General features: G+C 56.8%; 21 protein-coding genes, 3 tRNA genes and 3 pseudogenes. 7 read left to right on the top strand and 20 right to left on the bottom strand.

Features of this window, described 5'->3' with window-relative positions:
- Window positions 1–13: 13 nt before the first annotated feature.
- The 5 genes from nadC to PAB09_RS06190 form a co-directional block, all read right to left on the bottom strand.
- Window positions 14–886, bottom strand: a complete 873-nt coding sequence (gene nadC, locus PAB09_RS06210) for a carboxylating nicotinate-nucleotide diphosphorylase (RefSeq protein WP_271035143.1) — start codon at window positions 884–886, stop codon at window positions 14–16.
- 5 nt (window positions 887–891) lie between these two features.
- Window positions 892–2493, bottom strand: coding sequence for an L-aspartate oxidase (locus tag PAB09_RS06205; RefSeq protein WP_271035142.1), 1602 nt, complete (start codon window positions 2491–2493; stop codon window positions 892–894).
- A gap of 27 nt (window positions 2494–2520) precedes the next feature.
- Window positions 2521–3777 (bottom strand): quinolinate synthase NadA, encoded by a 1257-nt coding sequence (nadA, locus tag PAB09_RS06200; RefSeq protein WP_271035292.1) that lies wholly within the window; start codon window positions 3775–3777, stop codon window positions 2521–2523.
- Between the two features lie 151 nt (window positions 3778–3928).
- Entirely contained in the window at window positions 3929–4723 is a 795-nt protein-coding gene (locus PAB09_RS06195) for an NUDIX hydrolase (protein ID WP_271035141.1), read from the bottom strand.
- A 142-nt stretch (window positions 4724–4865) separates the two neighbouring features.
- Window positions 4866–5612, bottom strand: a complete 747-nt coding sequence (locus PAB09_RS06190; protein WP_271035140.1) for a DUF2786 domain-containing protein — start codon at window positions 5610–5612, stop codon at window positions 4866–4868.
- A gap of 456 nt (window positions 5613–6068) precedes the next feature.
- On the opposite strand from PAB09_RS06190, the gene sqr reads away from it, so the two are divergent.
- The 5 genes from sqr to PAB09_RS06165 all read left to right on the top strand — a co-directional run bounded on the left by sqr (window position 6069) and on the right by PAB09_RS06165 (window position 10270).
- The gene (gene sqr, locus PAB09_RS06185) at window positions 6069–7313 is read left to right on the top strand and encodes a type III sulfide quinone reductase, selenoprotein subtype (RefSeq protein ID WP_271035139.1); all 1245 of its coding nucleotides are present in this window, start codon (window positions 6069–6071) and stop codon (window positions 7311–7313) included.
- Window positions 7314–7394: 81 nt separating this feature from the next.
- On the top strand, window positions 7395–7712 hold the full coding sequence (locus tag PAB09_RS06180) for a TusE/DsrC/DsvC family sulfur relay protein (RefSeq protein WP_271035138.1): 318 nt from the start codon (window positions 7395–7397) through the stop codon (window positions 7710–7712).
- Window positions 7713–7770: 58 nt separating this feature from the next.
- Entirely contained in the window at window positions 7771–8379 is a 609-nt protein-coding gene (locus PAB09_RS06175) for a DsrE/DsrF/DrsH-like family protein (protein WP_271035137.1), read from the top strand.
- A gap of 255 nt (window positions 8380–8634) precedes the next feature.
- Complete coding sequence (locus tag PAB09_RS06170) at window positions 8635–9681, top strand: PTS transporter subunit IIC (RefSeq protein ID WP_271035291.1); 1047 nt, start codon at window positions 8635–8637, stop codon at window positions 9679–9681.
- A 235-nt stretch (window positions 9682–9916) separates the two neighbouring features.
- Window positions 9917–10270, top strand: a complete 354-nt coding sequence (locus PAB09_RS06165) for a hypothetical protein (RefSeq protein WP_271035136.1) — start codon at window positions 9917–9919, stop codon at window positions 10268–10270.
- Window positions 10271–10290: 20 nt separating this feature from the next.
- Here the strand turns inward: PAB09_RS06165 and PAB09_RS06160 are convergent, their stop codons facing one another.
- The 8 genes and pseudogenes from PAB09_RS06160 to PAB09_RS06130 form a co-directional block, all read right to left on the bottom strand.
- Window positions 10291–10935, bottom strand: coding sequence for an NADPH-dependent F420 reductase (locus tag PAB09_RS06160; RefSeq protein ID WP_271035135.1), 645 nt, complete (start codon window positions 10933–10935; stop codon window positions 10291–10293).
- Complete coding sequence (locus tag PAB09_RS06155; RefSeq protein ID WP_271035134.1) at window positions 10935–11999, bottom strand: LLM class flavin-dependent oxidoreductase; 1065 nt, start codon at window positions 11997–11999, stop codon at window positions 10935–10937. Before PAB09_RS06155 ends, PAB09_RS06160 begins: the two co-directional genes overlap by 1 nt.
- Before the next feature lie 1283 nt (window positions 12000–13282).
- Window positions 13283–14483, bottom strand: a pseudogene (locus tag PAB09_RS06150) (IS3 family transposase).
- A gap of 217 nt (window positions 14484–14700) precedes the next feature.
- Window positions 14701–15267 (bottom strand): type IV pilin protein, encoded by a 567-nt coding sequence (locus tag PAB09_RS06145; RefSeq protein ID WP_271035133.1) that lies wholly within the window; start codon window positions 15265–15267, stop codon window positions 14701–14703.
- Window positions 15268–15537: 270 nt separating this feature from the next.
- Window positions 15538–16362 carry a helix-turn-helix domain-containing protein gene (locus PAB09_RS06140; protein ID WP_271035132.1) on the bottom strand — a complete coding sequence of 275 codons (825 nt, stop codon included), beginning with the start codon at window positions 16360–16362 and terminating at the stop codon, window positions 15538–15540.
- Window positions 16363–16557: 195 nt separating this feature from the next.
- The gene (locus tag PAB09_RS06135; RefSeq protein WP_271035131.1) at window positions 16558–17049 is read right to left on the bottom strand and encodes a hypothetical protein; all 492 of its coding nucleotides are present in this window, start codon (window positions 17047–17049) and stop codon (window positions 16558–16560) included.
- A gap of 311 nt (window positions 17050–17360) precedes the next feature.
- Window positions 17361–17603: an IS3 family transposase gene (locus tag PAB09_RS13345; RefSeq protein WP_442873721.1), complete on the bottom strand. Its 243-nt coding sequence runs from the start codon at window positions 17601–17603 to the stop codon at window positions 17361–17363.
- A pseudogene (locus PAB09_RS06130) lies at window positions 17600–17942 on the bottom strand (transposase). The gene PAB09_RS13345 and the pseudogene PAB09_RS06130 overlap by 4 nt, the downstream one beginning before the upstream one ends.
- A gap of 26 nt (window positions 17943–17968) precedes the next feature.
- On the opposite strand from PAB09_RS06130, the pseudogene PAB09_RS06125 reads away from it, so the two are divergent.
- Window positions 17969–18463 (top strand): annotated as a pseudogene (locus PAB09_RS06125) (IS1249 family transposase); the annotation flags it as partial.
- A gap of 233 nt (window positions 18464–18696) precedes the next feature.
- On the opposite strand, the gene PAB09_RS06120 reads toward PAB09_RS06125, so the two are convergent.
- The 5 genes from PAB09_RS06120 to gltX form a co-directional block, all read right to left on the bottom strand.
- Window positions 18697–18772, bottom strand: a tRNA-Glu gene (locus PAB09_RS06120).
- Between the two features lie 1327 nt (window positions 18773–20099).
- A tRNA-Glu gene (locus PAB09_RS06115) sits at window positions 20100–20172 on the bottom strand.
- 30 nt (window positions 20173–20202) lie between these two features.
- A tRNA-Gln gene (locus PAB09_RS06110) sits at window positions 20203–20274 on the bottom strand.
- 152 nt (window positions 20275–20426) lie between these two features.
- Entirely contained in the window at window positions 20427–21530 is a 1104-nt protein-coding gene (locus tag PAB09_RS06105) for a GTP-binding protein (protein ID WP_271035129.1), read from the bottom strand.
- A 193-nt stretch (window positions 21531–21723) separates the two neighbouring features.
- Window positions 21724–23214: a glutamate--tRNA ligase gene (gene gltX, locus PAB09_RS06100; protein WP_271035128.1), complete on the bottom strand. Its 1491-nt coding sequence runs from the start codon at window positions 23212–23214 to the stop codon at window positions 21724–21726.
- Window positions 23215–23725: 511 nt separating this feature from the next.
- Here gltX and PAB09_RS06095 point away from each other — a divergent pair.
- On the top strand, window positions 23726–24853 hold the full coding sequence (locus PAB09_RS06095; protein WP_271035127.1) for an isochorismate synthase: 1128 nt from the start codon (window positions 23726–23728) through the stop codon (window positions 24851–24853).
- 63 nt (window positions 24854–24916) lie between these two features.
- Here PAB09_RS06095 and PAB09_RS06090 read toward each other — a convergent pair whose 3' ends face one another.
- Together PAB09_RS06090 and PAB09_RS06085 are read right to left on the bottom strand one after the other, a co-directional pair.
- Entirely contained in the window at window positions 24917–25615 is a 699-nt protein-coding gene (locus PAB09_RS06090; RefSeq protein WP_271035126.1) for a class I SAM-dependent methyltransferase, read from the bottom strand.
- A gap of 219 nt (window positions 25616–25834) precedes the next feature.
- Window positions 25835–26632 (bottom strand): fumarylacetoacetate hydrolase family protein, encoded by a 798-nt coding sequence (locus tag PAB09_RS06085; protein WP_271035125.1) that lies wholly within the window; start codon window positions 26630–26632, stop codon window positions 25835–25837.
- Window positions 26633–26690 lie beyond the last annotated feature (58 nt).

The raw sequence follows: 26690 nt of genomic DNA, 5'->3' as shown, positions 1-26690 counted from the left end.
TGAAGCCAAGCGTTTAGAGATCGAGTGTGAGCTCGTCAAGGCCAAGATCGAGGGATCCGTAGCTGTGGGTGAGCTTTCCTACCGAGATCACATCCACTCCCGTTGCGGCGATATCGGCTACCGTCTCGAGGCTGACGTTGCCGGATGCTTCCACGACTACCCGGTGGTCGATGAGTGCGACCGCCTCACGTAACTCGTCGAGGCTGAAGTTGTCGAGGAGAATGCTATTGACCCCTGCGGCAAGTACCGGTGGGATCTGTTCGATGCGATCGACTTCGACGATGATTGAGGTGGTGTGCCCGACTCTTTCTCGAATGGTGCGCAAAGCGGTGGTCACGGCCTGCCCATCCGTGCTCGGGTTTGATACCCCTAGGGCTGCCAGGTGGTTGTCTTTGATCATCACGGCGTCGGAAAGGCTGTATCGGTGGTTATAGCCACCGCCAACGCGGACCGCATGCTTTTCGAATGCGCGCAGTCCTGGCGTTGTCTTCCGGGTGTCCACGATGCGCGCACCAGTTCCAGCAATGGCGTCGACATAACGAGAGGTAAGGGTGGCAATCGCGCTCATACGCTGCGAGAAATTCAAGGCGATGCGCTCGGCGGTGAGCACGCCACGGGCAGGCCCGTCGATTACTGCGAGGCGTTGGCCGGCGACAAAGCGAGCGCCTTCTGTGGCAAGCTCCGTTACCGTGATCCGGGGATCAGAGAGAGTAAAGGCCGAACGGACGACTTCCCCACCGGCAAACACGCCAGGCTCACGGGCGACAAGGGCGGTTGTGATCGTGGCCTGCTCCGGGATGGCAGCTTCGACGGTGATATCCCCCCAGGGGGCGTCCTCGCGTAGGGCTGCGGCGACGGCATCAGTGATCGTGTCTCGGGTAAGCATCAGTGTTAGGCCTTTGTTGCAATGGTGATTGTGGAGTTTTTATGTTGTGTCGCAGGCGCTGGAATTACTGTCAGTGCTTGGGAACGTGCCAGGTAGGGACTGGTCTGCGGGAAATCGCTGCGACGGTGGGCGCCCCTGGATTCTTCCCGAGCCAGCGCAGCGGTTGCGATCATCAGGCCGATTTCTGCGAGGTGCCCGGATTCTTCATCAGTGGCGTATTCATTAAGGTCGCGAATTGCCTGGGCGAGTCCGCTGGCGTTTCTTTCCATTCCTACGTGGGCGTCGATGGTGTCGTGAATTTGTTGCTTTCTCGATCCTTCGACAGAAAGCTCCTTCGCCACCGGCAGGGGGACGGTGAGGGCTGGCGCGAGCCTTTCAAGTTCGACCGCCCATCGGTTGGTGTGTGCGAAATCGATAGCGCCTTCGGCTGCGCGTGCTCCAAAGACGAGGCCTTCGAGCAGCGAGTTCGAGGCGAGCCGGTTAGCACCGTGCACTCCGGTATTTGCCACTTCACCGGCGGCAAATAGTCCTGGCATGCTGCTGCGCGCCTGGGTATCGGTTGCGATGCCACCCATGCTGTAGTGCGCCGCCGGGGTGATCGGGATGAATTGATGCGCCCAGTCATATCCTTCGGCGGCGAGCATGGCGGAAATGCCGGGGAATTCTTGGTTTAATCCCGTGGCCCCCTTCCGCTTGATGATGTCACTGACATCGAGGAATACGCTGGCACCAGTCTTGCGTCGGGTTGTGAATACGGCAGTAGCCACGACATCTCTGGGTGCTAATTCGCCACGCGGGTCGTAATCGAACATGAAGCGCCGTCCGGCATCATCACGCAGCACCCCGCCAGCACCTCGAACGGCTTCCGAAATCAACTGTCGCGTGCCCTCCAGCACGGTGGGGTGAAACTGCACAAATTCCATATCCGCAATGACAGCCCCTGCTCGTGCCGCAGCGAGTATTCCACAGCCATCCGCCCCCGGCGCGCCCGTGGATCGTGAATACACCCCGCAATAGCCACCGGTGGCAAGAATGACCGCGTCGGCAAGCATGGGATGTTCCGCGCCCGCTGCTGCAACGGTAATGCCGGCCACGGTGCCGTCGGCGACGATGAGTTCAATAAGTGAGCGACCTGGGTAATGGGCGATGCCGGGGTGTTTGGTTACTTCGCCGATGAGGAAGCGGTGCAGCATGAGCCCGGTTTGGTCGCCCGCGGCGTGGACAATGCGGGCGAAGTTGTGTGCTGCTTCGAGCCCTTGGTCGAGTGTCCCGTCGCCGTGTCGATCAGCGGGAAAACCGGCCTTGATCAACTTGCGGACAAGTTTTCCTCCTTGCTTGGTAAGGATCAAGGCAGCCTGTGGGTCCACAAGTCCCGCGCCGGCGCCGAGAGTGTCATGCAGGTGCGAGGTGAATGAGTCCTGCTTGTCAATGGCCGCGGCGATGCCGCCTTGGGCAAGTTGGGTGCTTCCTTCGGAGTCAACAATCGAAGGCCCCGGGTATACAAGCGCCACGTGGGCGCCCGCGTTGGCGGCCGTTAATGCTGCGCTCAGTCCTGCCACGCCGGCGCCGACGACAATGATGCTTGTCTGCGAGGTTAATTTCGTCATGGAAAAGTTGCTGCGATTCTTTAGGTTCTAGGGGCGAGCGGCGAGCATGCGTTCCAGCGCGATGCGGGCATCGGTGGCGACACCGTCGTCCACAGTGATCCGATTGGGGGTTTTCCCCTCTACGAGTGATTCCAGGGTCCACGCTAGGTAGGCGGGGTGAATGCGATACATCGTCGAACATGGGCACACTACTGGGTCGAGGCAGAAGATGGTGCGATCCGGATATTGATCAGCAAGGCGGTTGACGAGGTTAATTTCGGTGCCGATGGCGAGCACGTCGCCTGGTTGGGAGGCCTCTACCTCCCTGCGGATGAGCTCGGTGGAGCCTGCCACATCTGCGGCCTCAACGACAGGTGCCGGGCATTCCGGATGAACGATCACGCGCACGTTCGGAAACTGCGCCCGGGCGTGGTCAATCTGGGCAACGGTGAAGCGCTTGTGAACGGAGCAGAATCCATTCCATACAATCACCTTGGCCTGCTCGATGGCTTCAGGGGTGTTTCCCCCCAGAGGCAGGTGGGGGTTCCACGTGATGATGTTTTCCTCAGCAATCCCCATCGCCTTTGCGGTGTTGCGCCCCAGGTGTTGGTCCGGCAAGAAGACCACTCGCTCCCCGCGCTCGAATACCCACTCCAGCACCGTTCGCGCGTTGGAAGAGGTGCAGACAATGCCGCCGTTTCGTCCACAAAATGCCTTGATTGCCGCCGAGGAATTCATATAGGTGACCGGAACCAGCGGCGCCTTCTCCGACTTCGACTCGACGGAGGAAAGGCAGCTGGAAAGCTCGGTCCAACAGCGTTCGACTTGGCTGATGGTGGCCATGTCGGCCATGGAGCAGCCTGCCGAGAGGTTGGGAAGGATGACTGCCTGATCCGGGGTGGAAAGAATATCGGCGGTCTCCGCCATGAAATGCACCCCACAGAAGACAAAGGCTTCTGTTTCTGGGTGTTGTTTTGCTGCCTGTGCGAGATTGAAGGAATCTCCGACGAAGTCAGCGAACTGGATGATTTCATCGCGTTGGTAGAAATGTCCGAGGATCTTTACCCGCTGGCCAAGGTGTGCCTTGGCCTCCCGGATCATCTCCTCAAGCTCCTCGACACTTGCCTCGGTGTAGCGTGAAGGCAGTTGCCCCTGGTGTGGCGCCTGCGCTGGGAATGGGTCGTGGATGGATGCGCCAGGACCGTAGGAATGGTCCTGATCAACCTGCCACGGGTCCTTTGCCAGTTCGTTGTCACAGGTAGATAAACCAGAGGGAAAGGTAGCAGTGAAGATGGGCAAGCTAATACCGGCACGAGTCTGGTGAGCGCTGTGCGATGCAGCTGTGGCCTGTTCTTTGTGTGCTGCGGCATTGATGAGTTCTTGGACGCTGGTCACGACGGTCTCCTTGGAAGGCAGGATAGGGAGTGGGGATGGCTGAGGTGTGACGGCGTTGGGCTTAGCCAAAACCGTCACTTCGTGGGGCAAATCTGTACAGCTTGGCGGGCCGGTGTTTGGAGCCGGTTTGACGGTTCCCAGTTTCTTCGACCGTCTTGCTTGCCAGGATTTGGCGGCGGAAATTGGCCGGGTCTATGCGGCGTTCAAGAATGACCTCATAGACGGCGCGAAGCTGGGCGAGGGTGAACTCGGGGCCTAAGAAACGGTGCGCGACGACGGAGTAGGTGGTTTTCGCGCGCAGGCGCTCGAGGCCTACACGGATAATCTCGCCGTGGTCGAAGGCAAGTGCCGGGAGTTGATCCACGCTAAACCAGGCCACATTGCCATCGCCGTGCTCACCACGGCTTTGTGGGGCCTGCCGCTCACCCCAGGCGGTGATGTCGTCGTGGCTGTACTGTGCCCAATAGGCAATTGTTACCAGGCGCTCAGCCTGCGCGGAACGTTCAACGGAGCCGAAGGAATACAACTGTTCTAGATAGTTAGGTTCGATGTCGGTTGCTGACACCAGCGTTTGCATCGCGGTCTCCGTCAGTGTTTGGTTCCACTGAATAGGCCCGCCAGGTAGTGCCCACGCTCCCTTAAAGGGCGCTCGGATACGGCGCACGAGTGGGATCCACACATCGGATGCGGCACCCGGCGCGCAGCGGGCATCGTTTGGCATGGGCAAGGTGCGCCCTTCACTGTCACCCACCAGCGCGAAGGCGGGCACTGACAGGCTAAAAGCGATGGTGGAAACCGCCACCGTGGGTGGCTTTGTGCGCCTTTCGGCGACATTGAGCCTGGTCCAATTGGCCACCTTGAGTCTCCTCAGCCCTCAAAACTACTTATAGTCAATTTGACTTTAAGTAGACGCTAGACCTTGCCGCTTAGAAAGTCAATGGCCTTTGACAACCTCGAGCCACAAGCCCTGCAGCATAGAAATCCAGCCATCCCCTCCCCTAGCCGCTTAAGGCCGGGCGCTGAGGCAGGCGATCGTGACCAATATCTTGGCTTCGGGCTGCCAAGGCACCCATGCCATAGGCATCTGGATCAAACCGAGCTGTGGATTTCACCGAAGAAAAGCCCGAGTCCCCACAGCCATAGAATTCGTTCCTTGCAATCTTGGCCCGATCCTCATCATTGATCACCGCAACCGCAAAGCGTTCATCGGCGCCAGTCACCGCTTCTTCAGCGACTGTGAGCCTGCGTCCCATCTCTGCGATGAATCCGTTCATAAACGAGCGCCGCAACCTCGCCGTTTGCTGCGACGAACCATACACGGGATCACTGCTCACCTTTTGCGCCAATATCGCCATGCGCGGATTCAAAAGCGAGTACAACATCTCCACCCGCTCGACATGACGCCTGAGCCCAAATACCATCACCCAAATTACGGTCGGGCGCTTGCACACGTGGCGAATTGCCTCACAATGCAGCGCCCGGGCGATGGTTGCCAACAAGGTCGCCTGCACGCGGCCATACGGCCCCTTAATGTCAAATCGTCGGTTGATCACTTCATCATCAGCATTGGGAGCGGTGAGATCTCTTTCATCTACTCCGTATCGCGCCATGAGGTCAAAGGCTTTTTCCATGGCACGATCCGCCTCCGGCTTTCCTTCTTGGTCGGCAGCTAGCTCCAGCAGCTTTTTTACCTTGGCCTTGACATCGTCGATCCGCCTTGCCATTTTCAATTCTCCTTCCAGCATGTTTATCGTTTTCCAATGACGCACAGGCCCTACCTGGCCACTTCATTGCCACCGACGAGTGACCCCGCGAAACCTTGCGACATTCCCCAGGCTTCTTGGTCAAAATCAATGGAGATCACATAGGCATCTGTAGTGGCCCTCGGGCGCGTGCATTACAACAGCCACAGTGGCCATTTCCACGGCGGTTTCGCCGCTCAACACGAGCGTAATGGATCATTCGAATACACGTTCTGAATGTCTGTCAATTGACATTGACAAAGAAGGCTTGACTTACCCTATAACGCTGTATAGATGAAAAGTGCCGCCATATTTCCAGCGCACATTTAGAAAATATGAGCTACAAATAAGATATCCACGCGTTCCCCGTTCCTTGAGCCAGAGACCACACACCATTGCCATACCCCACTGGGTATAGTGGAGGATGTTCACTTACGTTCTATCCGTTAAGGCACACCAATGTCTAGCCTCATCATTCTCGGCGCAGGTACCGGTGGCACATTGCTTGCGAACAAGCTTCGCAAGGCCCTACCAAGCGACTGGTCGATCACGGTCATCGACCGAAACAATGCCCACCACTACCAGCCCGGCTACCTCTTTATCCCGTTCGGCACATACCGCCCCAAGCAGGTAGTCAAGCCGCGGGACCGCTACCTTCCAGGCGTCAAATTCCTCATCGATGAAGCCACCGCGATCGACAAGGATTCCAATACGATCACACTCGCATCCGGACAGGTGATCGGCTTTGACAAGCTCATCGTCGCCACCGGTACGCACTCCGCCCCCGAGGAAGTTGCTGGAATGGCTGAAGCATTGGCCAACACAGACTCAGTCCACGAGTTTTACTCGCTCGAGGGCGCATCGAGGCTCAAGCCTGCTCTCAAGAAGCTCGAGAAGGGCAACCTCGTGGTTCATATCTCCGAGATGCCGATCAAATGCCCAGTCGCACCCATGGAATTTGCACTGCTAGCTCAGGACTACATGCGCAAGCGTGGCCGCGGCTTCGACGTAGACATCACCTTCGTCACCCCATTAGATGGTGCGTTTACAAAACCCGTGGCATCAAAAGAGCTCGGCACCTTCCTCGCCACCCGCGGCATTAAGGTGGTCACCGACTTCCACGTCGCCGAGGTTGATGGCCCAGGACGGCAACTGACATCCTTCGACGGCCGGGTGGTTGATTTCGACCTTTTGGTTACCGTTCCCCCCAACCGTGGGGCGACAGTCATCGCCGATTCCCACCTCTGCAATGATGCCGGATTCCTCCCGGTCAACCCGCACACCTTGCAATCGCTTGCCTCTCCTGACATCTGGGGTATCGGTGATGCAACAGACGTGCCCACTTCCAAGGCAGGGTCGGTGGTTCACTTCCAGGCCGACACGCTCGTTCCGAACCTCCTCGCCGATATCGCAGGCAGGGATCTACCGGAATCCTTCGATGGCCACGCCAACTGTTTCATCGAATCCGGCCGCGGTGAGGCCATGCTGTTGGATTTCAACTACGAGCAAGAACCGGTGACTGGCACGTTTCCGCTTGCCAAGGTGGGCCCGCTCAAGCTCCTGGCGCCGTCCAAACTCAACCACCTGTCCAAGCTCGCATTTGAACATGTCTATTGGAACCTGCTCATCCGAGGCCTCCCCCTACCCGTGAGCGCGCATATGTCCACCGCGGGCAAGAACATAAAAACTGATGCCACCCGCTAGGCCCGAAAAACGGTCACGAAAACTAGTCAGATAAGCCACCCAGACAAGACAGACCAGCAATAGTAGACATCAGGAGCACTCATGCCCACCAATACTTTCCTTGGCCGCCCCATTACCGTCAACGACGAGGGTTTTCTCACCGTCCCCAGCGAATGGGACGAAGAACTTGCCGTCGAGCTTGCCCGCATCGCCGGCATCAATGAGCTTTCCGACGAGCACTGGAAGCTCATTCGCTTCGTCCGAAAGGATTTCCTCGAGCTCAATGCCGCGCCGACGCTGCGCCGCATGAACAAGGTAGGCGGCTTCGACATCCCGCGCATCTTCGAACTGTTCCCCGGCAAGCCAGCCAAGAAGCTCGCCTACATCGCAGGGGCGACCAAACCTGTCGCCTGCGTCTAGCAGCACAGCTCAATTCACGGCACCACCCGTTTATCAAGCAAGGAGAAAGAGGCACATTATGCCCATCGACGCCCACGGCAACATCATCCCCGACTTTGGCGATAACCTCACGGCCTCAACCCCACACGAGACCTCCGGCTCATCGGGTACTGGCGGCTATGCTGGTCCGCGGAAAATGGCCTTCATTTGCTCAAAAGGAAACCTAGATATGGCCTATCCTGCGCTGATCATGGCCAATGCCGCACTGGGCGAGGGAATTGACGTTGATATCTTCTTTACTTTCTGGGGTCTCGACATGGTCGACCTTCGCACCAATGACAACCTCAAGTTCACCTTTGCGGGCAACACCGCCATGCACATGCCCGAGCTCGAGCGCTTGCGCGGAGGATTAGGCTCGGCCTCCTTCCCGCAGGCAATGGCGCAGATTCCCGGTGTCACCGGCTTTGCCACGAAGATGATGAAAAAGCAGATGGCCGAGCTCGAGATCCCACCCGTGCGTGAGATGCTGACCCAGATCCATGACATGGGAGGCAAGCTATGGGGCTGCAAGCTCACCGTGGAAATGATGAAGATCAAGGAGGCAAACTTTATTCCCGAGCTCGACGGAGTTATCTCGGCCACCGATTTCATCGAGCTTTCCGAGGGTGCACAGATCGTGTTCATCTAGCTCGAAGCAGGGCCGTTTAGGTACTACCAGGTGCAAGGGATCACACATGCGTGCCGACGTTTACAGGTCTCCTTTCCTCACGTCACCAGGTAAGCGTCGGCAAGCAAAAAGGAGCCGGCGGTAGGCGGAAACGAAAAGTGTACTGCAATTTCAATAAAACAATAGGTTATCTCTAAAGTTGAATGCGTGACTGAATCGACAACAGCTGAAAAACCCGGCTCCACCATCAAGGTGCCTGAAGGACCCCACGAGCGCATGGGCGCGGGCGCATTTACCATGAAGGTCCTCAACGGCATCTCCATCGCCGTCGTGGTATCGCTTGTGCCCCATGCGCTGCTTGGCGAACTGGCGAAGGCCATCGCCCCACACTGGTCGGGGGCTGCTACCATCTTGCAGCTCACCGGGCTGGCATCGTCGCTGCTGCCAGTGATGATCGGCGTTCTCGTGGCCATGCAGTTCAAGCTCACCCCGATTCAGACGGCCGCGGTGGGCATCGCAGCGGTGTGCGGCTCGGGCGTCGCCCAGCCCATGGCCGAAGGTGGTTTCCACCTACAAGGAACTGGACTGGTGATCAATACGGGCATCACCGCAGCATTGGCTGTCGGACTGATTCTCCTCATCGGCGATAAGCTGAAAAACTACACCATTTTGCTGTTGTCCACACTGGTCACGTTGATCGCCGGCGGCATTGGCTGGGTTGTCACCTACCCCGTGGTCAAGGCGTTTACCATCTGGATAGGCGAACTGGTCAACGGCGCAACCAACCTGCAGCCCATCGTCATGGGAATCGTGCTGGCGATGCTCTTTGCGTTCATGATCGTCTCGCCGGTGTCCACCGTCGGCTTGGCAACGGCGATCTTCATGGAGGGCATCTCAGCAGGCACGGCCAACCTGGGTGTGGTCGCCGCCGGCTTCGGCCTACTAGTCGCCGGATGGCGGGTCAACGGCTTTGCCACCTCCATCCTTCACGTCTTAGGCTCGCCCAAGGTCCAGATGGCGAACATGTTCTCCCGCCCGGTGACTTTCCTGCCGATCCTTTCCACCGCGGCGGTCCTCGGCGGTATCGGCGGGGCCTTCGGGATCTCAGGCACACCGATCTCCGCCGGTTTCGGCATCTCCGGTTTGGTGGGACCGCTGGCCGCATTGAACTACGAGGGCTGGGGCTGGACCGCCGGCAACATCACCTTGATCCTCATCATCTTCGTCCTAGCTCCGCTGGCGTTGTCCATCGCGTTTAACTATCTGTTTGAAAAGGTATTGGGCTGGACCAAAGCTGAATATTATAAGCTCGATTTCGTCTAAGGCCACACCTGGCGCAAGACCGGCAAAGGCAGGTCCCCATCGTTCGAGCTTCCCGTCCTCCGTCGGCACCGCGCCCAGCTCCGCCACGGTCAGCTCCGCCACGGCCAATTTTGCCACTGCCAGCAGCGCAACCCTCGCCCACAGCGCCACCGAAGGTTCGACGAGCCCTGCGACTGACCCTGAGCAGCCGTCGAGCCTTGCCCCGCCGGCGTCTACCGATGCTGTGGCCCCGGCGGTGACTAATGATCAATCGCCCGGCGCCGTCACGGTTACCGAGTTCCAGCAGCGCATGTACGAGGAAATGCTTGTCCACCACGAGATCGGCGGCACCTTCACTACCAACGGGACTCCCACCACGCTATGCACCTATGGTGACGGCTATGGACTCAACGTCATCACCGCCGGTGCGAACACCAGCTGCGACTTCGCCCGGGAGGTATCGCACGCGCTGACCAGGTCTCTTCTCCCGCGCACCGTGACGGCCACCAGCCCCGTCACCGGCCAGTCCTACACGATGAGCTGCAGCAACGACGCCAACAACCTGATCACGTGTACGGGTGGTAATAATGCGACGGTGTATATGTACTAGCTTTTCTCGCTTTCCGACGCCTACGGTTCGCGCCGTGTCCCCTCGGAGCTGATGATCTCACCTAGCTTGCCCCTGGGGGCTGCAGCCCCGAACCCGGGCTGGCCGGGCTCGAGCGCAATTCCTGCGTGTAGGGACTCCAGTGGAAGCGGGCCAAAGCCGAAGGCATCGACAAGCTGAGCAACAACAGCTACATCCTCCGCATCGTCGCCTGCCAAAGCCATCGCCAGACGCCCTGGAGCGCCCGCAGGCTGCGCGTAATCGGCAAGGTCGTGGTAGCCCATGTGGTTGAAGGCCTTGACTAGGTGGCGCGCGCCCAGTTTCTCGCGGACAAACTCGCTGGAGCTGGGCACGAGCTCCTTCGGGTCGAGGCTGCGCCCGTCGACCTCCCGCCAGTAGTTCATCGCATCCACGACCAGCCTGTCACCCAGCAGCTTCGCTGGCAGAGTGTGGAACTTGCCCAAGGGAAGAGCCAGGATGACTACCTCCGAAGCCGCAATCACCTCGGCTGTCGCACCAGCTGTTGCGCCTGGGGCTAACACTGAGACGGTCAGCTCAATCTTGCCGGGGTCGCCCGATCCGGCAATCCGTACCTCATGTCCTGCGGCCACGGCGAGCTGGGCGAGCACCACGCCAAGCTTTCCTGCCCCAAGAATTCCGATGCGCATTAGGCAAGCACCTCGCTTGGGGTGGTCTTCTGTTCGGCGATGAGCTCGCGCACCCGCGGGATGACCTGGCTGCCGTAAAGCTCGATGGAATGTTCGCGATCGGCCGTCGACTGCTCGCCGTGCCCGTAGATGAGGTCGAAGCGGTCGATCTCGAGCAGCGTCGCCGTCTTGGCAATCTTGCGGGCCACGGTCTCTGGGGAGCCGACATAGAGGGCGCCGTGTTCGATTTCAAAGTCGAACTTCTCCCTGGTGAACTCGCCCCACCCACGCTCGGCGCCGATGCGGTCGCGGTTGCGCTTGAAGGGGGCGAACAGGCGCTCTCGTGCCTCTTGGTCGGTATCGGCGATAAACCCCGGTGAGTGCACTCCGACCAGCCCGGCCGTTGTACCCAGTTGCTGCGCTGCGCGCTTATACAAGTCCACGTATGGGGCGAAACGGCGCGCACTGCCACCGATGATGGCCAACATGAGGTTGAAGCCATAGCGGGCGGTGCGCACTACAGACTCGGGCGACCCGCCAACACCGACCCAGGTATCGAGCCGCCCGCCCTCGGTCTTGGGGAAGACGTCGGCCTCCTGCAAGCTGGCGCGGGTCGTGCCGGACCACGATACCGGCTTCTCCTTGAGTAGTTCGGCAAATAGCCCCACCTTCTCTTCAAAGAGCACGTCATAATCGCGCAGGTCATAACCGAACAACGGGAAAGACTCGGTAAAAGATCCGCGACCCAGCATCACCGATGCCCTACCGTTGGACACGGCGTCGACGGTGGCGAAGCGCTCGAATACGCGCACCGGGTCGTCGGAGCTCAGCACCGTTACGCCCGTTCCCAACTTGATGTTGTCGGTCATACTGGCGATGGCCGCAAGGACCGTCTCTGGGGAGGAGATAGCAAAGTCATCACGGTGATGCTCACCGACGGCGATGACGTCAATGCCCAGCGTGTCGGCAAGCTGAGCCTCCTTCACTACCTGCCGGATCGCCTCCGCATAACTAACCTTGGTGCCATCCACACGAGTAGGGATATCACCGAAGGTATCGAGTCCGAATTCAAGTTTCTTGCTCATGGGGATCACTGCCTTTCGTCTTAGGACATCTATGATTTCTTTTCTGTCCTTGGCAACCGGCAATGCGAGCACCCCGTTCCACACCGGCCTGCATTCCACTAAAAGATACCTATGAACAGCAAGAATATCGATGCCACCCCACCCCATTCGGAGGTGGTGGACACATCCATAAGTTTTTGATCTTGAATACGGACACCACAGATCTCGCCTTAAGGCAGCAAACCGACTGGCGTCGGCAAGCAAGCAAAATGCAATGTGTAGGCAAACATGTTGCCCACTAGCTCGGGGTCAAGTGGCAAAAAGTGTGTCTGGGGAAAGTCTTTTTAACGTTGGACGTGTGCGGATACCGCCGTTTCCCTTCCGGCATTGCTTGTTCCATCCACAGGGCCTTAAATCCACTGATTTTCGGTACATAGTGGTAGACGCGTTTGTCTTCAGCGTATGAGTAGAAATCGACTTTCCTGCCAGTCTGTGGAGGGCCGGCGAAGCAAAGACACTATAATGACGATTTTTCTTGGGTAGAACGCGCGTAGGAGTGTCTACTAAGTAGATTGGGCGCTGGGGCCATTGGAGTTGAGTAGCTTACTTAGATGAAGATTAAAATTCTACCTCAGCTTCAATGCAGAAATCATCATATTGCTGCCGCTAAGAGCGGCGAGAACTATAGCACTGAGTGTCGTCATACCAAGACAGTTGATCTGGGATTCTTGCTTGAGGAACTTGTTTAATGGGCGTGGCACAAGGACAAAAACGGCAACACCGTCCGCGGCTCTACCGCGTCGAACCTGCCACGATGCGCGGCCATGTACTGTCCCGCAATCGGAGGACTGGTTCGTCTTTGTTCCTCTGGTAACACTGGAAGCGTTAGTAGCGCGAGCGCAAGGCTCTGGCAATGAGGGGGCGCAGGGGTGGACAAAAGGCAGCCCAGAGTTGGAAAGACCGTGGCAGCGAATACGCCCAAGGCGAAGTCTCGAAGCTGCCGAAGGCCCTTAGAAAACGTTCGTCGCAATGACGCACCGTGTCACGACAAATAGCAGCTTTAATGACTTCCATTTCCAGACGGAGACCTACCTTAACCCGGGCAAGCGCCACAGCTCGACAGTTCGGCCCCAACTCATGTATGCGCACGAAAAACCTCCGTGAACTACCAAAGTAATTCTCGGAGGTTGTATTGGTACGCCAGACATCACGCAACATATACGAGGTGTTGTCAAGCGGGCGGGGGATGCCTGGAAAGGGATAACTAGGGCCCGACCCCCGGAAAGTGGGCACGAAGGATTTAATCAAGAATCAGATTTCAGGATAGCAGGACCGCGCTCCTCAAACACCGCAGGAGCAAGATAATTACACCAGGAATGCCGGCGCACCGTGCTGTAACGGGTACACCAGCGGAAAACGTCCCTCCGGCAGCGCAATTGATTCTCAAAGGTCTTGGCATCCTGGAGGACTTCCCGCTTCAGGGCCGCATTGAAGGACTCGGCCAAAGCATTATCCGCACTGGTTCCAATTGATCCCATCGACTGCCTGATCCCCAGGTCTTTACAGGCGCCCTGGAATGCATAAGAGGCATACACGCTCCCGTGATCCGAATGAAAGATCGCCCCCTTCAAGTCTCCACGCTGGCCCTTGGCCATGAGTAGCGCGTCTTGGACCAGGGAGGTGCGCATGTGATCTGGGATAGAAAACCCACCAACCTGCGGGAATAACAGTCAATGACCGTGGCCAGGTACATATTCGACCCGTCCGCGATCGGCAGGTACGTAATATCCCCAACGTAGAGCTGGTTTGGCTTCTCAGCGGTGAATTTACGACCCACCAGATCAGGGAACACTGGTTTCTTCTGATCGCACACAGTGGTGGTGACCTTGCGCTTCTTGGTGTATCCGAACAGCTTCAACGAACGCATCACCCGAGCAACCCGCTTGTGGTTTACGGGGGCCTGATCGGCCTGGTCTTTGAGTTCAGCGGTAATCCGCTTGACACCATAACAGCCACCTTCGGCGGTGAAGACAGTCTTGACCCGGGCGCCAAGAATAGCGTCGTTGAGCAGGCGTTTCTTACGTGTGGGAGCGGTGCTTTTCCATTTGTAATACGAGGACCTGTTGAGTTTCAACACGTCACATAACCGCTTAACCGAGTGGTTTTTCTGGGCGTCGTCAACGAACTGGAAGCGGATCACCAGCTCGTCTCTTCCGCGAAATATTTTGCTGCTTTCCGCAGGATATCGCGCTCTTCGCGTAAGCGGCTGACTTCCCGTTCCAGCTGTCTGATCCGCTCGGCTTCTGTTATCGAGGCCGACGAGGACGAAACTGCGGTACTGCTCTTAGCGCGGGCGCCTGTCCCGTACTTCTTCAACCAATTATGCAGGGTAGCGCGGTTAATCCCGAGATCAGTGGCAATGGTCTGAATCGAGGTGCCCGGGGAGTTCTCGTAGAGCGTGACGGCGTCGCGCTTGAATTCCTCTGTGTAGGTCTTGCGTGGCATGGTGGCAGATTACCTTTCCCAGCATCATGCTGGTTTCAAGGTGTCCACCAAACGGGGGTCAGTCCCCTACCACTATAGATCTGCAGTGTAAGACTGAATAGATAAATAGGTAGGCGTCGGGCGTGATTGACACTAATTGATCACTAAAGAAGCTTCAGCAGAACCTAGCGGACATTACACATACGCATTTTTAGAGTTCGGAGGATGAGCTGTCATATTAATTATTAGCCCAGTCCCACGACCTATTTCCAATTTTATAGTACGCATAAGAGTAGGTGTAGTTGGTTATCCCTGAACATACTGCAGACCAGGTCATTGCCATCTTCCCTAGGCTGTTGGTTCTGGAACTTGAAGTGTAACGATAGGTTTCACCAGACTTACTTCGAGCCATAATAGCAAACTCGTTCTTGCCGGAGCTATTATTTCCGGTGGAATAGAATAAATTACTTTCTCCAGTATAATAACTACTTTTTGAGGGCGAAAAAGTAAAACCCGGGAGTGAAGTGCTGTCTCCTACTCCAGCAGTTCCGCCACCCTTAAGAAACACTCCTGTATCCGCTGATGCTAGATGAATTTTCTTAGCCATATTGGCTAAGTCGTTCTTGACGGCCGTATCATTTGCCCTGTTCTGTATTCCGTTATACGCAACTATGGAGATAGCAGCCAAAATACCTATTACTACAATGACAATCAGCAACTCTACTATCGTAAAACCGCTCCGGCGACCGATTTTAGCCCCAGCCCCTTGGATTTTTTCGCTTGTATCGAATATTGTTCTATTCATTTATCTATTTAGTTTTCTCTATCAATTTATAAATATTATCTATGCCCCCAATATAAGACATAAGCAATATATATACAAAGTAAACTAGGCTCAAGCTCGCATCGCACCGCTTGAGGGATCAGCGCCATCAAAGCACATTCGCGCTCTAGACACTTAGCTAGTTTTCGAAGATCCCGTCGCTGGTTTTTCCTATTCTCCTCAACTACTAGCATTCTCCCGCCCAGGCTTTAGTCTCTGACCATTCTAGGGATAGATCAGCGCCACTGCTATCTACCGTCGGTAGTGGTATCCCCGGTGCGTATTTTCTTTAATAAACTCCTTCAAAGTCTCACGCGAAACATACTTTCTCGAAGACACCTGAACATGCTCGAGTTCTCCCTGGTTGACCAGTTCATAAACCATCGAATACGACAGCCCCAAGGCCTCACCGGCTTGTTTGAGGCTTAACAACAGGGGACCATTATCCGCCAGACTGCTTGGCTTGATCACGGTGGTCTGCTCGGCCTCAATTACTTCAACCTCTGAAGTAGTGGTCTTCCAAGAACCGTAGTACCCATACGGTTTGTTGAACTCCTCCTGGACTTTTCTAGCTGCATCCTCTTCATCTGCAGCCCTGACCCAGCGCTCCGCTACTTGGACTCTTGTGACCTGAACTCGGTAACGCATAAATGTCTCCTTGGTTTGAACCTGTTTGACCTTTACCGGCTTGTTGCTACGCCTCTGGGCTGCATTACGCACTCGGCGTGAGTGGCGAACCGCCGCATCGGCAGGAGGGGCAGGAGAGTCACGATCAGGTGGCACACTGCAGCCCTTCGCACTGGGTGAGCCGGGCCGCCGTGTCGCTCTACCTGGTTTGCGCGGTTCAGGTTTGCCAAACTCAGGAATATTGGGCCACTGCTCCCCCGAGCTAGTGATCTTTACTTTCCATGTATCTCCGCTACCCGAGATCTCAACCAGACCTAATCGCTCCAGACGGCGAGCATGCCCTCGGTATCGCAGATCATCATCAGCGAACGTGTCAGCAGGCTGCCCAGCCTTAATCCACTCCAAGACCTCAATCTGAAGCTCGGTCAACCCATATCGCTTATTGGTCACCGCTGCTTCCGTTCCTAGATTTCTTATTAAACAGTTTTCATATAACTGTCACTAATTCACTAAAGAGTAAGGAGAAATACGTCAAGACCTACTTGAATTCCACGCCATAGCACTTTTCGGTAGGTGTTCTCCTGATCTGAAGTTCAGAGGGAGCCCCTAGCTAAAGATTTATAATTCCTACGCTAATCTTAGGTTTTAATTTTTTGTTTTAAGCGCTATACCCGCAACCGCAACTAATCCTAGTGCCATGCCGCCTAAGACAATTTGACCAGCCTTAAGAAGATAATCATCCCAGAAATTTTGATCATTGGCATGAATAAGTCCCTGTTTTTCAGCAGTATCAACAATCATCTGAAGGTATGTCAAACGTTCTTCTTTGGTCAAGGCAATATTGCTATCGAGCTCTTTTTCCAGAATCCTGCGGACGTCAGCCCACGCATTATGAACCTCTTGAGTGCTGTCTCTGACAGCTCCCGCGACTTCTTGCTGCGCCTCTTCATAGACGTCTACCACATCAAGAGCGAGTTCCTTAAAATTCGGAAACTGCTCGATGATAGCCAAACGAACTTCAGGAGTCAGATCGTTCATTAGATTGACGAACTGCATCACTCCGTCTTTGGAGAGATTCCGGAATGAGTCGATACCCATTGCTTTCTTCACATCTTGCTCTGTTTTGGGTTTAGCCACAACGCCACCTCTAGGTAGTTTTAGATCGTTAGTCTTGAAGGACCTAAGAGAGCCGATCAGAATCTAGTCCAGTTCTTTATTCCAGACCTTCGATTAACCGTTAACTTTCGGAAAATACCTAATTCAGCTGATCAAGCATTACTTATTTTCTTAATTAAGGATATCGTGCAGAGAGGATTCCAGCGTCTTTTTTAGACCTGTTACTCGAAAATTCCTCTAGTACTGATCTTTGAACTTCCGGAGACCAAAATATTTTAAGATTACGTTTCGTTCTAGTGATAGCCGTATAAAAAATATTGTGGCTAATGCGTTCAGAGGCCTCGTCCGTTATAATGTTCACGCCCGATATCGATTCCTTCACGGCGAAGAGCATGCCACATTTTCCGCACACCGTGGACACCATAATTATCTCTATGAACAGCACTAATGCGTTCAACCAGCACGCCGTCACGAAGTCGACGAGCACTTAACCCGCCAGCCCGGTTATTTTTCAACGTCTTACAGATGAACTCGACAGAGAAACGATTCCGGTTTTCATCGATGAACCGGATCATTTCCGACGTTTGGGGTCGAGTTCCGACGCGAAAAAAGCTGACGCGGCTTTCAGTAGCTCATTAGTGTCGCGGAGCTCTTGATTTTCACGGCGTAGCCTCGCGTTTTCGGCGGCCAAATCTTCAGGTACAGGTTCTGGGGTGTTTCCTGCACGGCGGGCCTGCTGGGTCCATTGACGAGCTGTGTGCCATGAAACCCCCAGCTTTGGAGCTACTGCCTGGCACGCGGCCTGCATCGACATATTTTCCGCCAAGATGCGGTCTTCCACGAGACGGCCCACACGGTCCTTTGCATCCTGGTCAAATTTTCTCGGCATGTTCCAGATTTTCCCATCTACTCAAGCGGAACAAAACCTGGGACACTTCACTTCCTCAACGAAAAGACCATCCTGCCCAAGGAACGAAACCCAAGCGGCACAGCATGGGAATACACCCACATCCGCGTGCGCAAAGCCTACAACTCACTCATGCACTTACACCGCAAGAAATGGCTCTTTACTTTCCTCCAACCCCCAAAAACCGCACTACAGCCCACAACATGGAAAGCCACGACCAACAGCCTCGAAGGCGGTATTAACGCGCAGCTAAAACTCCTGGCGCGCATACACCGAGGCAGGGGCGGGGAACGCCAACGAAGAATGATCGAATGGTGGCTGCACTCAAAAACGCAACTGCCTGACGATCCACTAGAAATCGCCAGGCAGCAACGCTTCGGCCAAGACGCACTCGCCAAAGTCACAGTCTTGACCCAACCAAACGAGAACCAAGCAAACCAGGAAACAGGCCGACCAGCTCTCTACGACAACGCTATCCCAACCGACTACCAACACAACATCGGCATACAAAAGGGCACCATCAGATAAACGCACAAGTGTCCGACCGACGACACGCCGACCGGACACACATTTTGCTACTTAAGCCCCATCAGATAAACGCAAAAGTGTCCGGCCGACGACACGCCGACCGGACACACATTATGCTACTTAAGCCGAGAACCTGGTCACAGAGGTGGATTTAACCCCAGAAACAGAAAAAGCCAGGTCCGAAGACCTGGCTACCTCTGTTAAATCACTAACTCGTATGTGTAAGAACACAATGGTACCCCGTACGGGATTTGAACCCGTGTTACCGGCGTGAGAGGCCGACGTCCTAGGCCGCTAGACGAACGGGGCATGCGAGTTGAAAGTAAATACTTTCCTCTCAAGTTCGTTTCTTTGAGCTTTGCGCTTCCGAAGCGGTCTTGATGAATAGTAAACGAGGGCAATAGAAATTCACAAATCCACTGGTCAAAGCCCGAAATAGCGTCAACTCAAAGCAATTTTTGAAGTCGTTTACCTTTGACGAATGCTCGGTCGAAAAAAGGCCACACACAGTCGTAGCTAGCGTCTCATGCGAGCCGGATCCCGCCTGGCGAAATATGCAATATCTTGAACACAATCATTACCGCTTTGATACCGGCACAGTCCTCTAGACTCCCCGGTAGCACTTTCCACATGCCTGCAATTTTGTACATACGAGAGTTAAGGGTTTTCCCTACCCAGCGGAAGGCGGCTTAGTCCTCGGAAAGAAGAAGAGAGCCACCTCATCAAACGGCCTAGCCGGCTCAATGCCCGCCACCCCTTTAGCAGCCCAGTACCATTCTTAACCGATTGGCAAGGACGCGGGCATAGGTGTGACCCCCACAGCATTCGCCGAAGGGGCCTCGATGGTTTGCGATGATACCCACCACGGGGCAATCGAAGTTTTCTTGAAACTCTCGACGTCTACTCGGAAGTATCGTCAGGTGGCATCTCGCCCCTGCGTCCGCTTTCCTGTTCAAAGGTTGGGTGTCGGTTCCCAAGTGCTACTTCAATTGCTTCCGTGGAACATCCGCAAGGTCTTCGAAGGGTAGCTCCGAGTTCACGCATTCATAGCGGTTGGAACTCCGGATTATGGTCTGCCCGGCTGCCTTCAAAGTGGCCGTGCGATGTAGGTGATGTTCCGATAGTTCACTTGCTGCCACACAACCTCCTTTTCTGCTCGACTAGCGTGGACGGTAACGACCCTGATCAGGAGTAGTTCCTTCCGGATAGGAACTATTTTGTTGTCGTTGCCTTTGAGCATAGGAGAACGAATCACATTTCGCTAGCTTTTGACAAATTTTCACAGATTCTTCACAATTACTACACCCGTCGGAAACATAAACATGCAGATGATGGACTTTTTTATCAACAACGGGGGTAGGCTATCCTAAGAAAATCATCATCGCTTCGGAGGGGGCTGTGGCTTTCGTTGCCTTCCCGAAGAAATGACCACCGCTGCAATTGACTGCAGTGAAATGCCCGACGATCAGACCCGAACAGCCACACAAGAGGGCAATGCGTGAATTCCTTCAGAGACAATCAATTCGCGAAGGTGACACCATAACCCAATCGCCTCGCCCCTACCTCCTCTATGCGAAGCACCGATACGCAAAAACCTCCGCGAACAACCGAAGCAATTCGCGGAGGTTTTTATTTGTACCCCGTACGGGATTTGAACCCGTGTTACCGGCGTGAGAGGCCGACGTCCTAGGCCGCTAGACGAACGGGGCATAAGGACTGCGGATTTAAAGCATCCGCTGCTGGCCTACCAGGACTCGAACCTAGAATGACGGTACCAGAAACCGTAGTGTTGCCAATTACACCATAGGCCATCGTCGTTCTGCTTGCTTCCCTTTTCGGAAGCTCGCTGTGCAACGGGGATTAATATAACCATGACATCCCATACAACACAAATTGGCAGGTCAGCGCCCTATTTCTAAAGTTTCAATGTTGTAAGTTTTGGAAGCTCTACCTACGCCGGGGTTTAGACCTGCGCGCGTGCCCGCACGGTAGCGAGTGCTGCGGTAGCCTCGTCGTCGGAAAGCAGGGCCTGTTCGAGCCCAGCCAGCAGGGCCGGTGCATCGAAGCCGATACCAATGAGGACGATCTCACTGCCCGGGGTGATATCCAGTCTGGCCCAGCAGTTGGCGGGGATGATTTGCAGATTAGGACCAGCCTGCTGCCAGGCGTGAGCGATGGTGAGGTCGCTTCCTAGCCAGCAGTACCCCTTGGAGCGCACGAGCCCCGTGGTGGCGCGCAGGACCTCAAGCAGGCGTTGCTTATCGAAGGGACGGTCGGCACGGAACACGACGGAGGAGATGCCATATTCGTCGGTCTCCGGGGTGTGTGGGTTGGCAAGCTCTTCGACATAGCCGTTGTAGGTGGCTGCGGTTGCAAGGTCGTAGAGGTGTGCGTCGAGGACGAGCGCCGGGGCTATGTCACCATGAAGGACCGGGACGATGCGGGCGCGTGGGTTCATCGCGGAGATCATGCGGGTGACCTGGTCGCTGAGGTCCCCACCGGCAAGGTCGGTCTTGGTCACCAGGATGAGGTCAGCAAATTCCACTTGGTCGACAAGCAGGTCGGCCACGGTACGCTCGTCCTCGTTGGTTGCCCGCAAGGAGGCGTCGGCAAGCGTGCGGGAGGTTCGCATGTAGTTAAGGAAGGTGGAGGCGTCGACGAGGGTGACCATGGTATCGATCGGCGCGATATCACGCAGGCGGAAGCCATCCTCGAATTCCCACTCAAAGGTCGCGGCCACGGGCATGGGTTCGGAGATGCCAGTGGATTCAATGACGATCTGGTCATACTTTCCCGACTCGGCAAGCTTTTTGACCGAATCCACAAGGTCCTCGCGCAGGGTGCAGCAGATGCAGCCATTGGACAGCTCGACGAAGCGATCCTCGCCGCGTACGAGTTCACCCTCCCCCTCGATGAGGGCGGCATCGATGTTGACCTCGGAGAAATCATTGACGATGACGGCGAGCTTGCGGCCGGCACGGTTGTTGAGCAGGTGGTTAAGCAAGGTGGTCTTGCCGCTTCCGAGGAAGCCGGACAAGACAGTGACAGGTATAGGTGTGTAAGCCATGCCGTACGTGATAACTATTTTCATTAGATGTCCTGGTATCACCTCCCCCTATTAAAAAGCCCACAGGCCCGATACCGGGGCGAGAACTTCGCTCACCAGGTGGTATCGGGCCTTGTTTCCTGGGACATGGCACGGCAAAAGACAGGCCACGTGCCGGCGACGGAGGGCGTCGGCACGCGCTTTTGCCGTGACCCTATTCGGCGGCTACGTAAGGGGTGACCGCACGCGCAGTCTTCAGGCGCGCAAGCGTGGACTCCTTGCCCAGCAACTCCATGGACTCAAACAGTGGCGGGGAGACGGCCTGGCCGGAGATGCCCACGCGCAGCGCACCGTAGGCAACACGCGGCTTGAGCTCAAGGTCCTCGATGAGCGCCTTCTGCAGCGCGGCCTCAATCTTCTCGGTGGTCCACTCCTGGACGGCCTCCAGGGCAGCAATGCCCGCCTCCAGCGGGGCCACGGCCGCTTCCTTCAGGTTCTTCTTCGCGGACTTCTCATCGAGGACCAGATCCTCGTCCTTGGTCACGAGGAAGCTGAGCAGTCCCCAGGCCTCGGACAGGGTCTTGATGCGGGTCTGAACCAGCTCGGCGGCCAAGGCGAACTTATTCTCCGGATAATCCGCCGGGAAGTCGAAGTACTCGGTCAAGTAGGCGCGCAGGCGCGCGGTGAAGTCTCCCAGCTCGAGCAGACGGATGTGGTCGGCGTTGATGGCCTCCAGCTTCTTCTGGTCGAAGCGGGCCGGGTTGGCCAACACGTCCTTGACGTCGAAGTTTGCCACGAGCTCGTCGACGGTGAAGATGTCCTTGTCCGACGACAGCGACCAGCCCAGAAGTGCGAGGTAGTTGAGCATGCCTTCTGGGATAATGCCGTTGTCGCGGTGGTTGAACAGGTTCGACTGCGGGTCGCGCTTGGACAGCTTCTTGTTGCCCTCACCCATTACGAAGGGCAGGTGGCCAAACTCCGGGGTCTGCTTGGCTACGCCGATGGCGATCAGGGCCTCGTACAGCGCCAGCTGACGCGGGGTGGAAGGCAGCAGGTCCTCGCCGCGCAGGACGTGGGTGATGCCCATGAGCGCGTCATCGACCGGGTTGACCAGGGTGTACAACGGGGCGCCATTGGAGCGGGCCACCACATAGTCCGGCTGGGTAGAAGACTTGAACTCGATCTCACCACGGACGAGGTCGTTCCACTTCCAGTCCTTGTCCGGCATACGCAGGCGCCAGACCGGCTGGCGGCCCTCGGCCTCGAAGGCGGCGATCTGCTCAGGCGTCAGGTCGCGGTCGTAGTTGTCATAGCCCAGCTTCGGGTCCTCGCCCTTGGCCTTGTGCCGTTCCTCGACCTCCTCCGCAGTGGAGTATGCCGGGTAGACGAAGCCCGCGTCCTTGAGCTTTTCCAGGACGTCCGCGTAGATGTCCATGCGCTGGGACTGGCGGTACGGCTCGTGCGGCCCGCCCTTGACCACACCTTCGTCCCAGTCCATGCCCAGCCACTGCAGGGAGTCAATGATCGCCTGGTAGGACTCCTCGGAGTCACGGGCGGCATCGGTATCCTCGATGCGGAAAACCAGCTTGCCGCCGGTGTGGCGGGCCTGAGCCCAGTTAAACAAGGCGGTGCGCACCATGCCGACATGCGGGGTGCCGGTGGGCGAAGGACAGAATCGAACGCGTACTTCAGACATGCCCTCCATGGTAAACCACGCCCCACCCTCAAGGGACTTCAGCCAGCAGGTTGCCCAGTCCCTGGCTACACCTCGCATCCTGGATGACTCAAGGCCTATTACTATCGACTCGGCATTTCACCAGTCCACTTAGATAGGTTGCCGATACTTCATCACTTCTTCACTCTTTCGCGTTTGCCGGGAAAAACTGGTGTACGCTCGCCTGAGTGGCTTATTTAAGGACTTGTTGCACCAAGAATGCGCGGTCGTATGCGCCTGAAGCAGAGGGATTATCTTCTGGGGGATTATCTTCTGGCAGGCTTCATTTTCTTCTGGCAGGACGCCGTTCGAAGCCCTTTTGGTCAGGCTTAGGCAGGAAAGAAATTCCTTGGTGAGTTTTTCAAAGGTGCGGGCACACTCGCTGCCGCCGGTGGGTGCCATCGGCCTCGTTTGCCACGACCGTGGTGTCCGAGAGCTTCTCCCCGCGCCTAGTTTCCCGACTTTATAGGCTGGCGTGCACTTGGGGCTAAACTAATTCACCATGTCTGCCCATCGCCCAGCAACCGCACCAGATTTCTTGCTTTCACGAGCGCACGGATCCATACGTACGCAAGGAGCGGTGGAAACCTTTGACAATGCCGACGACGCCATCAAGGCGTTATCTGATGGAACCGCGGATCTTGTCGTAGGGGCGCTGCCGTTTCGTCGCGATCACAAGGCGGCACTGACGGTCCCGCGCTCAGTGATCCGCGAGGACGGCCCGCTCGAGCCACACTCTTACTATCGGCAAGGCGAAGGGGCCCGGCTTCGCGCGCGCCTTGTAGGGCTCGACCCTTCCCTTGAGGAGCACCGGCTGCGAGTGGCCTCCGCGATCTCCACCATCAAGGAGACCATGCTCAAAAAGGTCGTCCTGGCCCGCGCGGTGGACGTGGCTTTCGAGGAGCCGGTCGATCCCCGTCTCCTGGCCGCCCGGCTGATCGATCTTTCCTATGCCCGCGATGGATTCATCGCCGACCTCACCCCCGCCGGCGAGGATTTCCACGGCGCGATGCTCGTGGGATCCTCACCCGAGGTGCTCATCAAGAAGCAAGGATCCACCGTCACCGCATTCCCGCTGGCAGGATCCGCCCCACGGAAGAAAGATAAGGCAGCGGACGAATACCAGCGTCGCCACCTCGCCGAGAGCGCGAAAGACCATGCCGAGCACGCCTACGTGGTAGACCACCTGCGCCGACTTCTGCAGCCGCTGTGCAGCAGCGTGGATATCCCAGCCAATCCGATCCTCATGCACACCAACGAGATGTGGCATCTCGCCACCCCGATCAGCGCCACCTTGAAGGGTCCCACGCTCACCGCCCTCGAGCTTGCCACCATCGTCCACCCCACCCCGGCGATCTGCGGGACGCCGACGGACGCGGCCGAAGAACTGATCTCCTTCGCCGAATCCGATCGCCGCTTCTACGCCGGCGCGGTGGGCTGGTGCGATAACAGTGGTGATGGCGAATACATGGTGGCCATTCGCTGTGCGGAGGTCTCCGGCGATGGGCTCCGGGCCCGGGCATGGGCCGGCGGCGGCATCGTCGCCGAATCCGACGCCGATGAGGAGGTCACCGAGACCACCGCGAAGTTGCGTACCATCGCCCGCGCCCTGGGGATCAGCATCGACTAGCACCATCAGTGAAAACGGCACGACACTTCGGGGAAGTCTCCCAGAACTTCATCCTGCATGGCCTTAGTTCTTCTTGCGCGCAACCACAATCTCATCGGCGGTGTGGTGGGCAGAGACCCCCGGAACCACCCGACGCGCACGCACCTCATCGACGAGGATGTCCCACCCGTCCGGATCGAGCCGCTGCGCCAACTCGTGCGGGAAGAGGTAATCATCACGCCAGGTAACGTCCGCAAAGAAGTCATCGGTCAAGTAATGGTGGACCACGATGAGGTACCCGCCGGAAGCAACGGTACCCAACAACCGCGCCAGCTTGGCCTCGTCGGAATGCACCGGCGCGTACATGCCAATCAATACATCGGTGTGTTCGGGTAATGCCTCCGGTGCCGCCCCCTCAATAAACGTGGCCGAAGCCCCTTTTTCTGCGGCAACCGCGCGTGCGTGCGCGATGGCAATCGCCGAGGAATCCACGCCGATCGCATCGAAGCCCTGCTGGGAAAGCCAGATCACATCCGCGCCCTCACCGCAGCCAAAATCCACGACGCGACCCGGATTATCGGCGAGGTCAAACTCGGAAATGAGATCAATGAGAGCCCCATTGGGTTCCCCTGACCAGCGGGTCTCACCCTCGGTGTAGACCTCGTCTTCGGGACGCATGGCGGCCATGCCGTGCGCGCCCTGATGGTGGGCGCCGGCGTGGTGGTCATCGCGGTGGAGGTCGTGGTGGCCGTCATGACGCTGTGGTTCATGTTCGAATGTCATAGCCCCCTAAGCTACCTGTTTTCCAGTCCGGCTAACACCTTTATACCCTAGGGGGTATGTTTCAGTTTGCGGAAATAGCGAAAAGACCCACCTCACCGGAGGTTTCCCCTCACCCGCAGCGAGGAGATCCCGCCGGCGCAAAGACCCCCGAAACTGCTCAAAAAAGAAGCTCCCGGTTCCCCAAAAGGAAACCGAGAGCATAAAGAACTGGGCTACTGACTAAGCGCGCTCGACCGGGTTACCGAGCTTGCCCACGCCTGGGATTTCAATTTCAATGAAGTCACCAGGGAACATCGCGGCTGTTCCCGCCGGGGAGCCCGTGCAGATGACATCGCCTGGCAGCAGGGTCATGGAGGCGGTGATGAACTCGATGATCTCACCGAGGTTCATGATCATCTGGTTCGAGTTGGAGTCCTGCTTGGTCTCAGTAACGCCATCGTGGGTCAGGTGAGCCTTGATCGGCAGGTTGGTGGTGTCAATGGAGTCAAGGTCGGTGACGATCCATGGGCCCAGCGGTGCGAAGGTGTCAATGCCCTTGGCGCGCGCCCACTGGCCATCGGCAAACTGCAGGTCGCGTGAAGAGACATCGTTGATGATGGTGAAGCCAAGAACGACATCTTTCCAGTTCTCAGCCTTGACATTCTTGCAAGCCTGGCCGATGACGAGCGCCAGCTCGCCCTCGAATTCCACCTTGGTTGCAAACTCCGGGATCTTGATGGCAGCGCCTGGGCCCACCACCGCCGTCGGCGGCTTCAAAAACAGCGTCGGCGGAAGGTGCTCAGCGGACTTTTGGAACACCTCCTTGACGTGGTCAGCGTAGTTGCGCCCGATGGCCACAATCTTGCTGGGCAGCATCGGCGCAAGAACGCGCACATCGGCAAGCTTCCACTCGCGGCCGGTGTATTCCGGCGTGGTAAATGGGGTTCCAGAGATCTCGCGGCAGATCTCCTCCCCCTCAGCACCATCCACGGTGCAGAAGCACATTCCCTCAGGGGTAGCAATTCGTCCAAAACGCATAACGGCCATACTACTATGCCCGAAAAATCTCGAGATAACTCTTCACAAAAAACCTGCG

Origin of the sequence: Corynebacterium sp. SCR221107 (genome assembly GCF_027886475.1) — a bacterium.
GTDB lineage: Bacteria > Actinomycetota > Actinomycetes > Mycobacteriales > Mycobacteriaceae > Corynebacterium.
The sequence above is the reverse complement of the archived record's forward strand: the minus strand, read 5'-3'. Positions and strand labels throughout refer to the sequence as shown.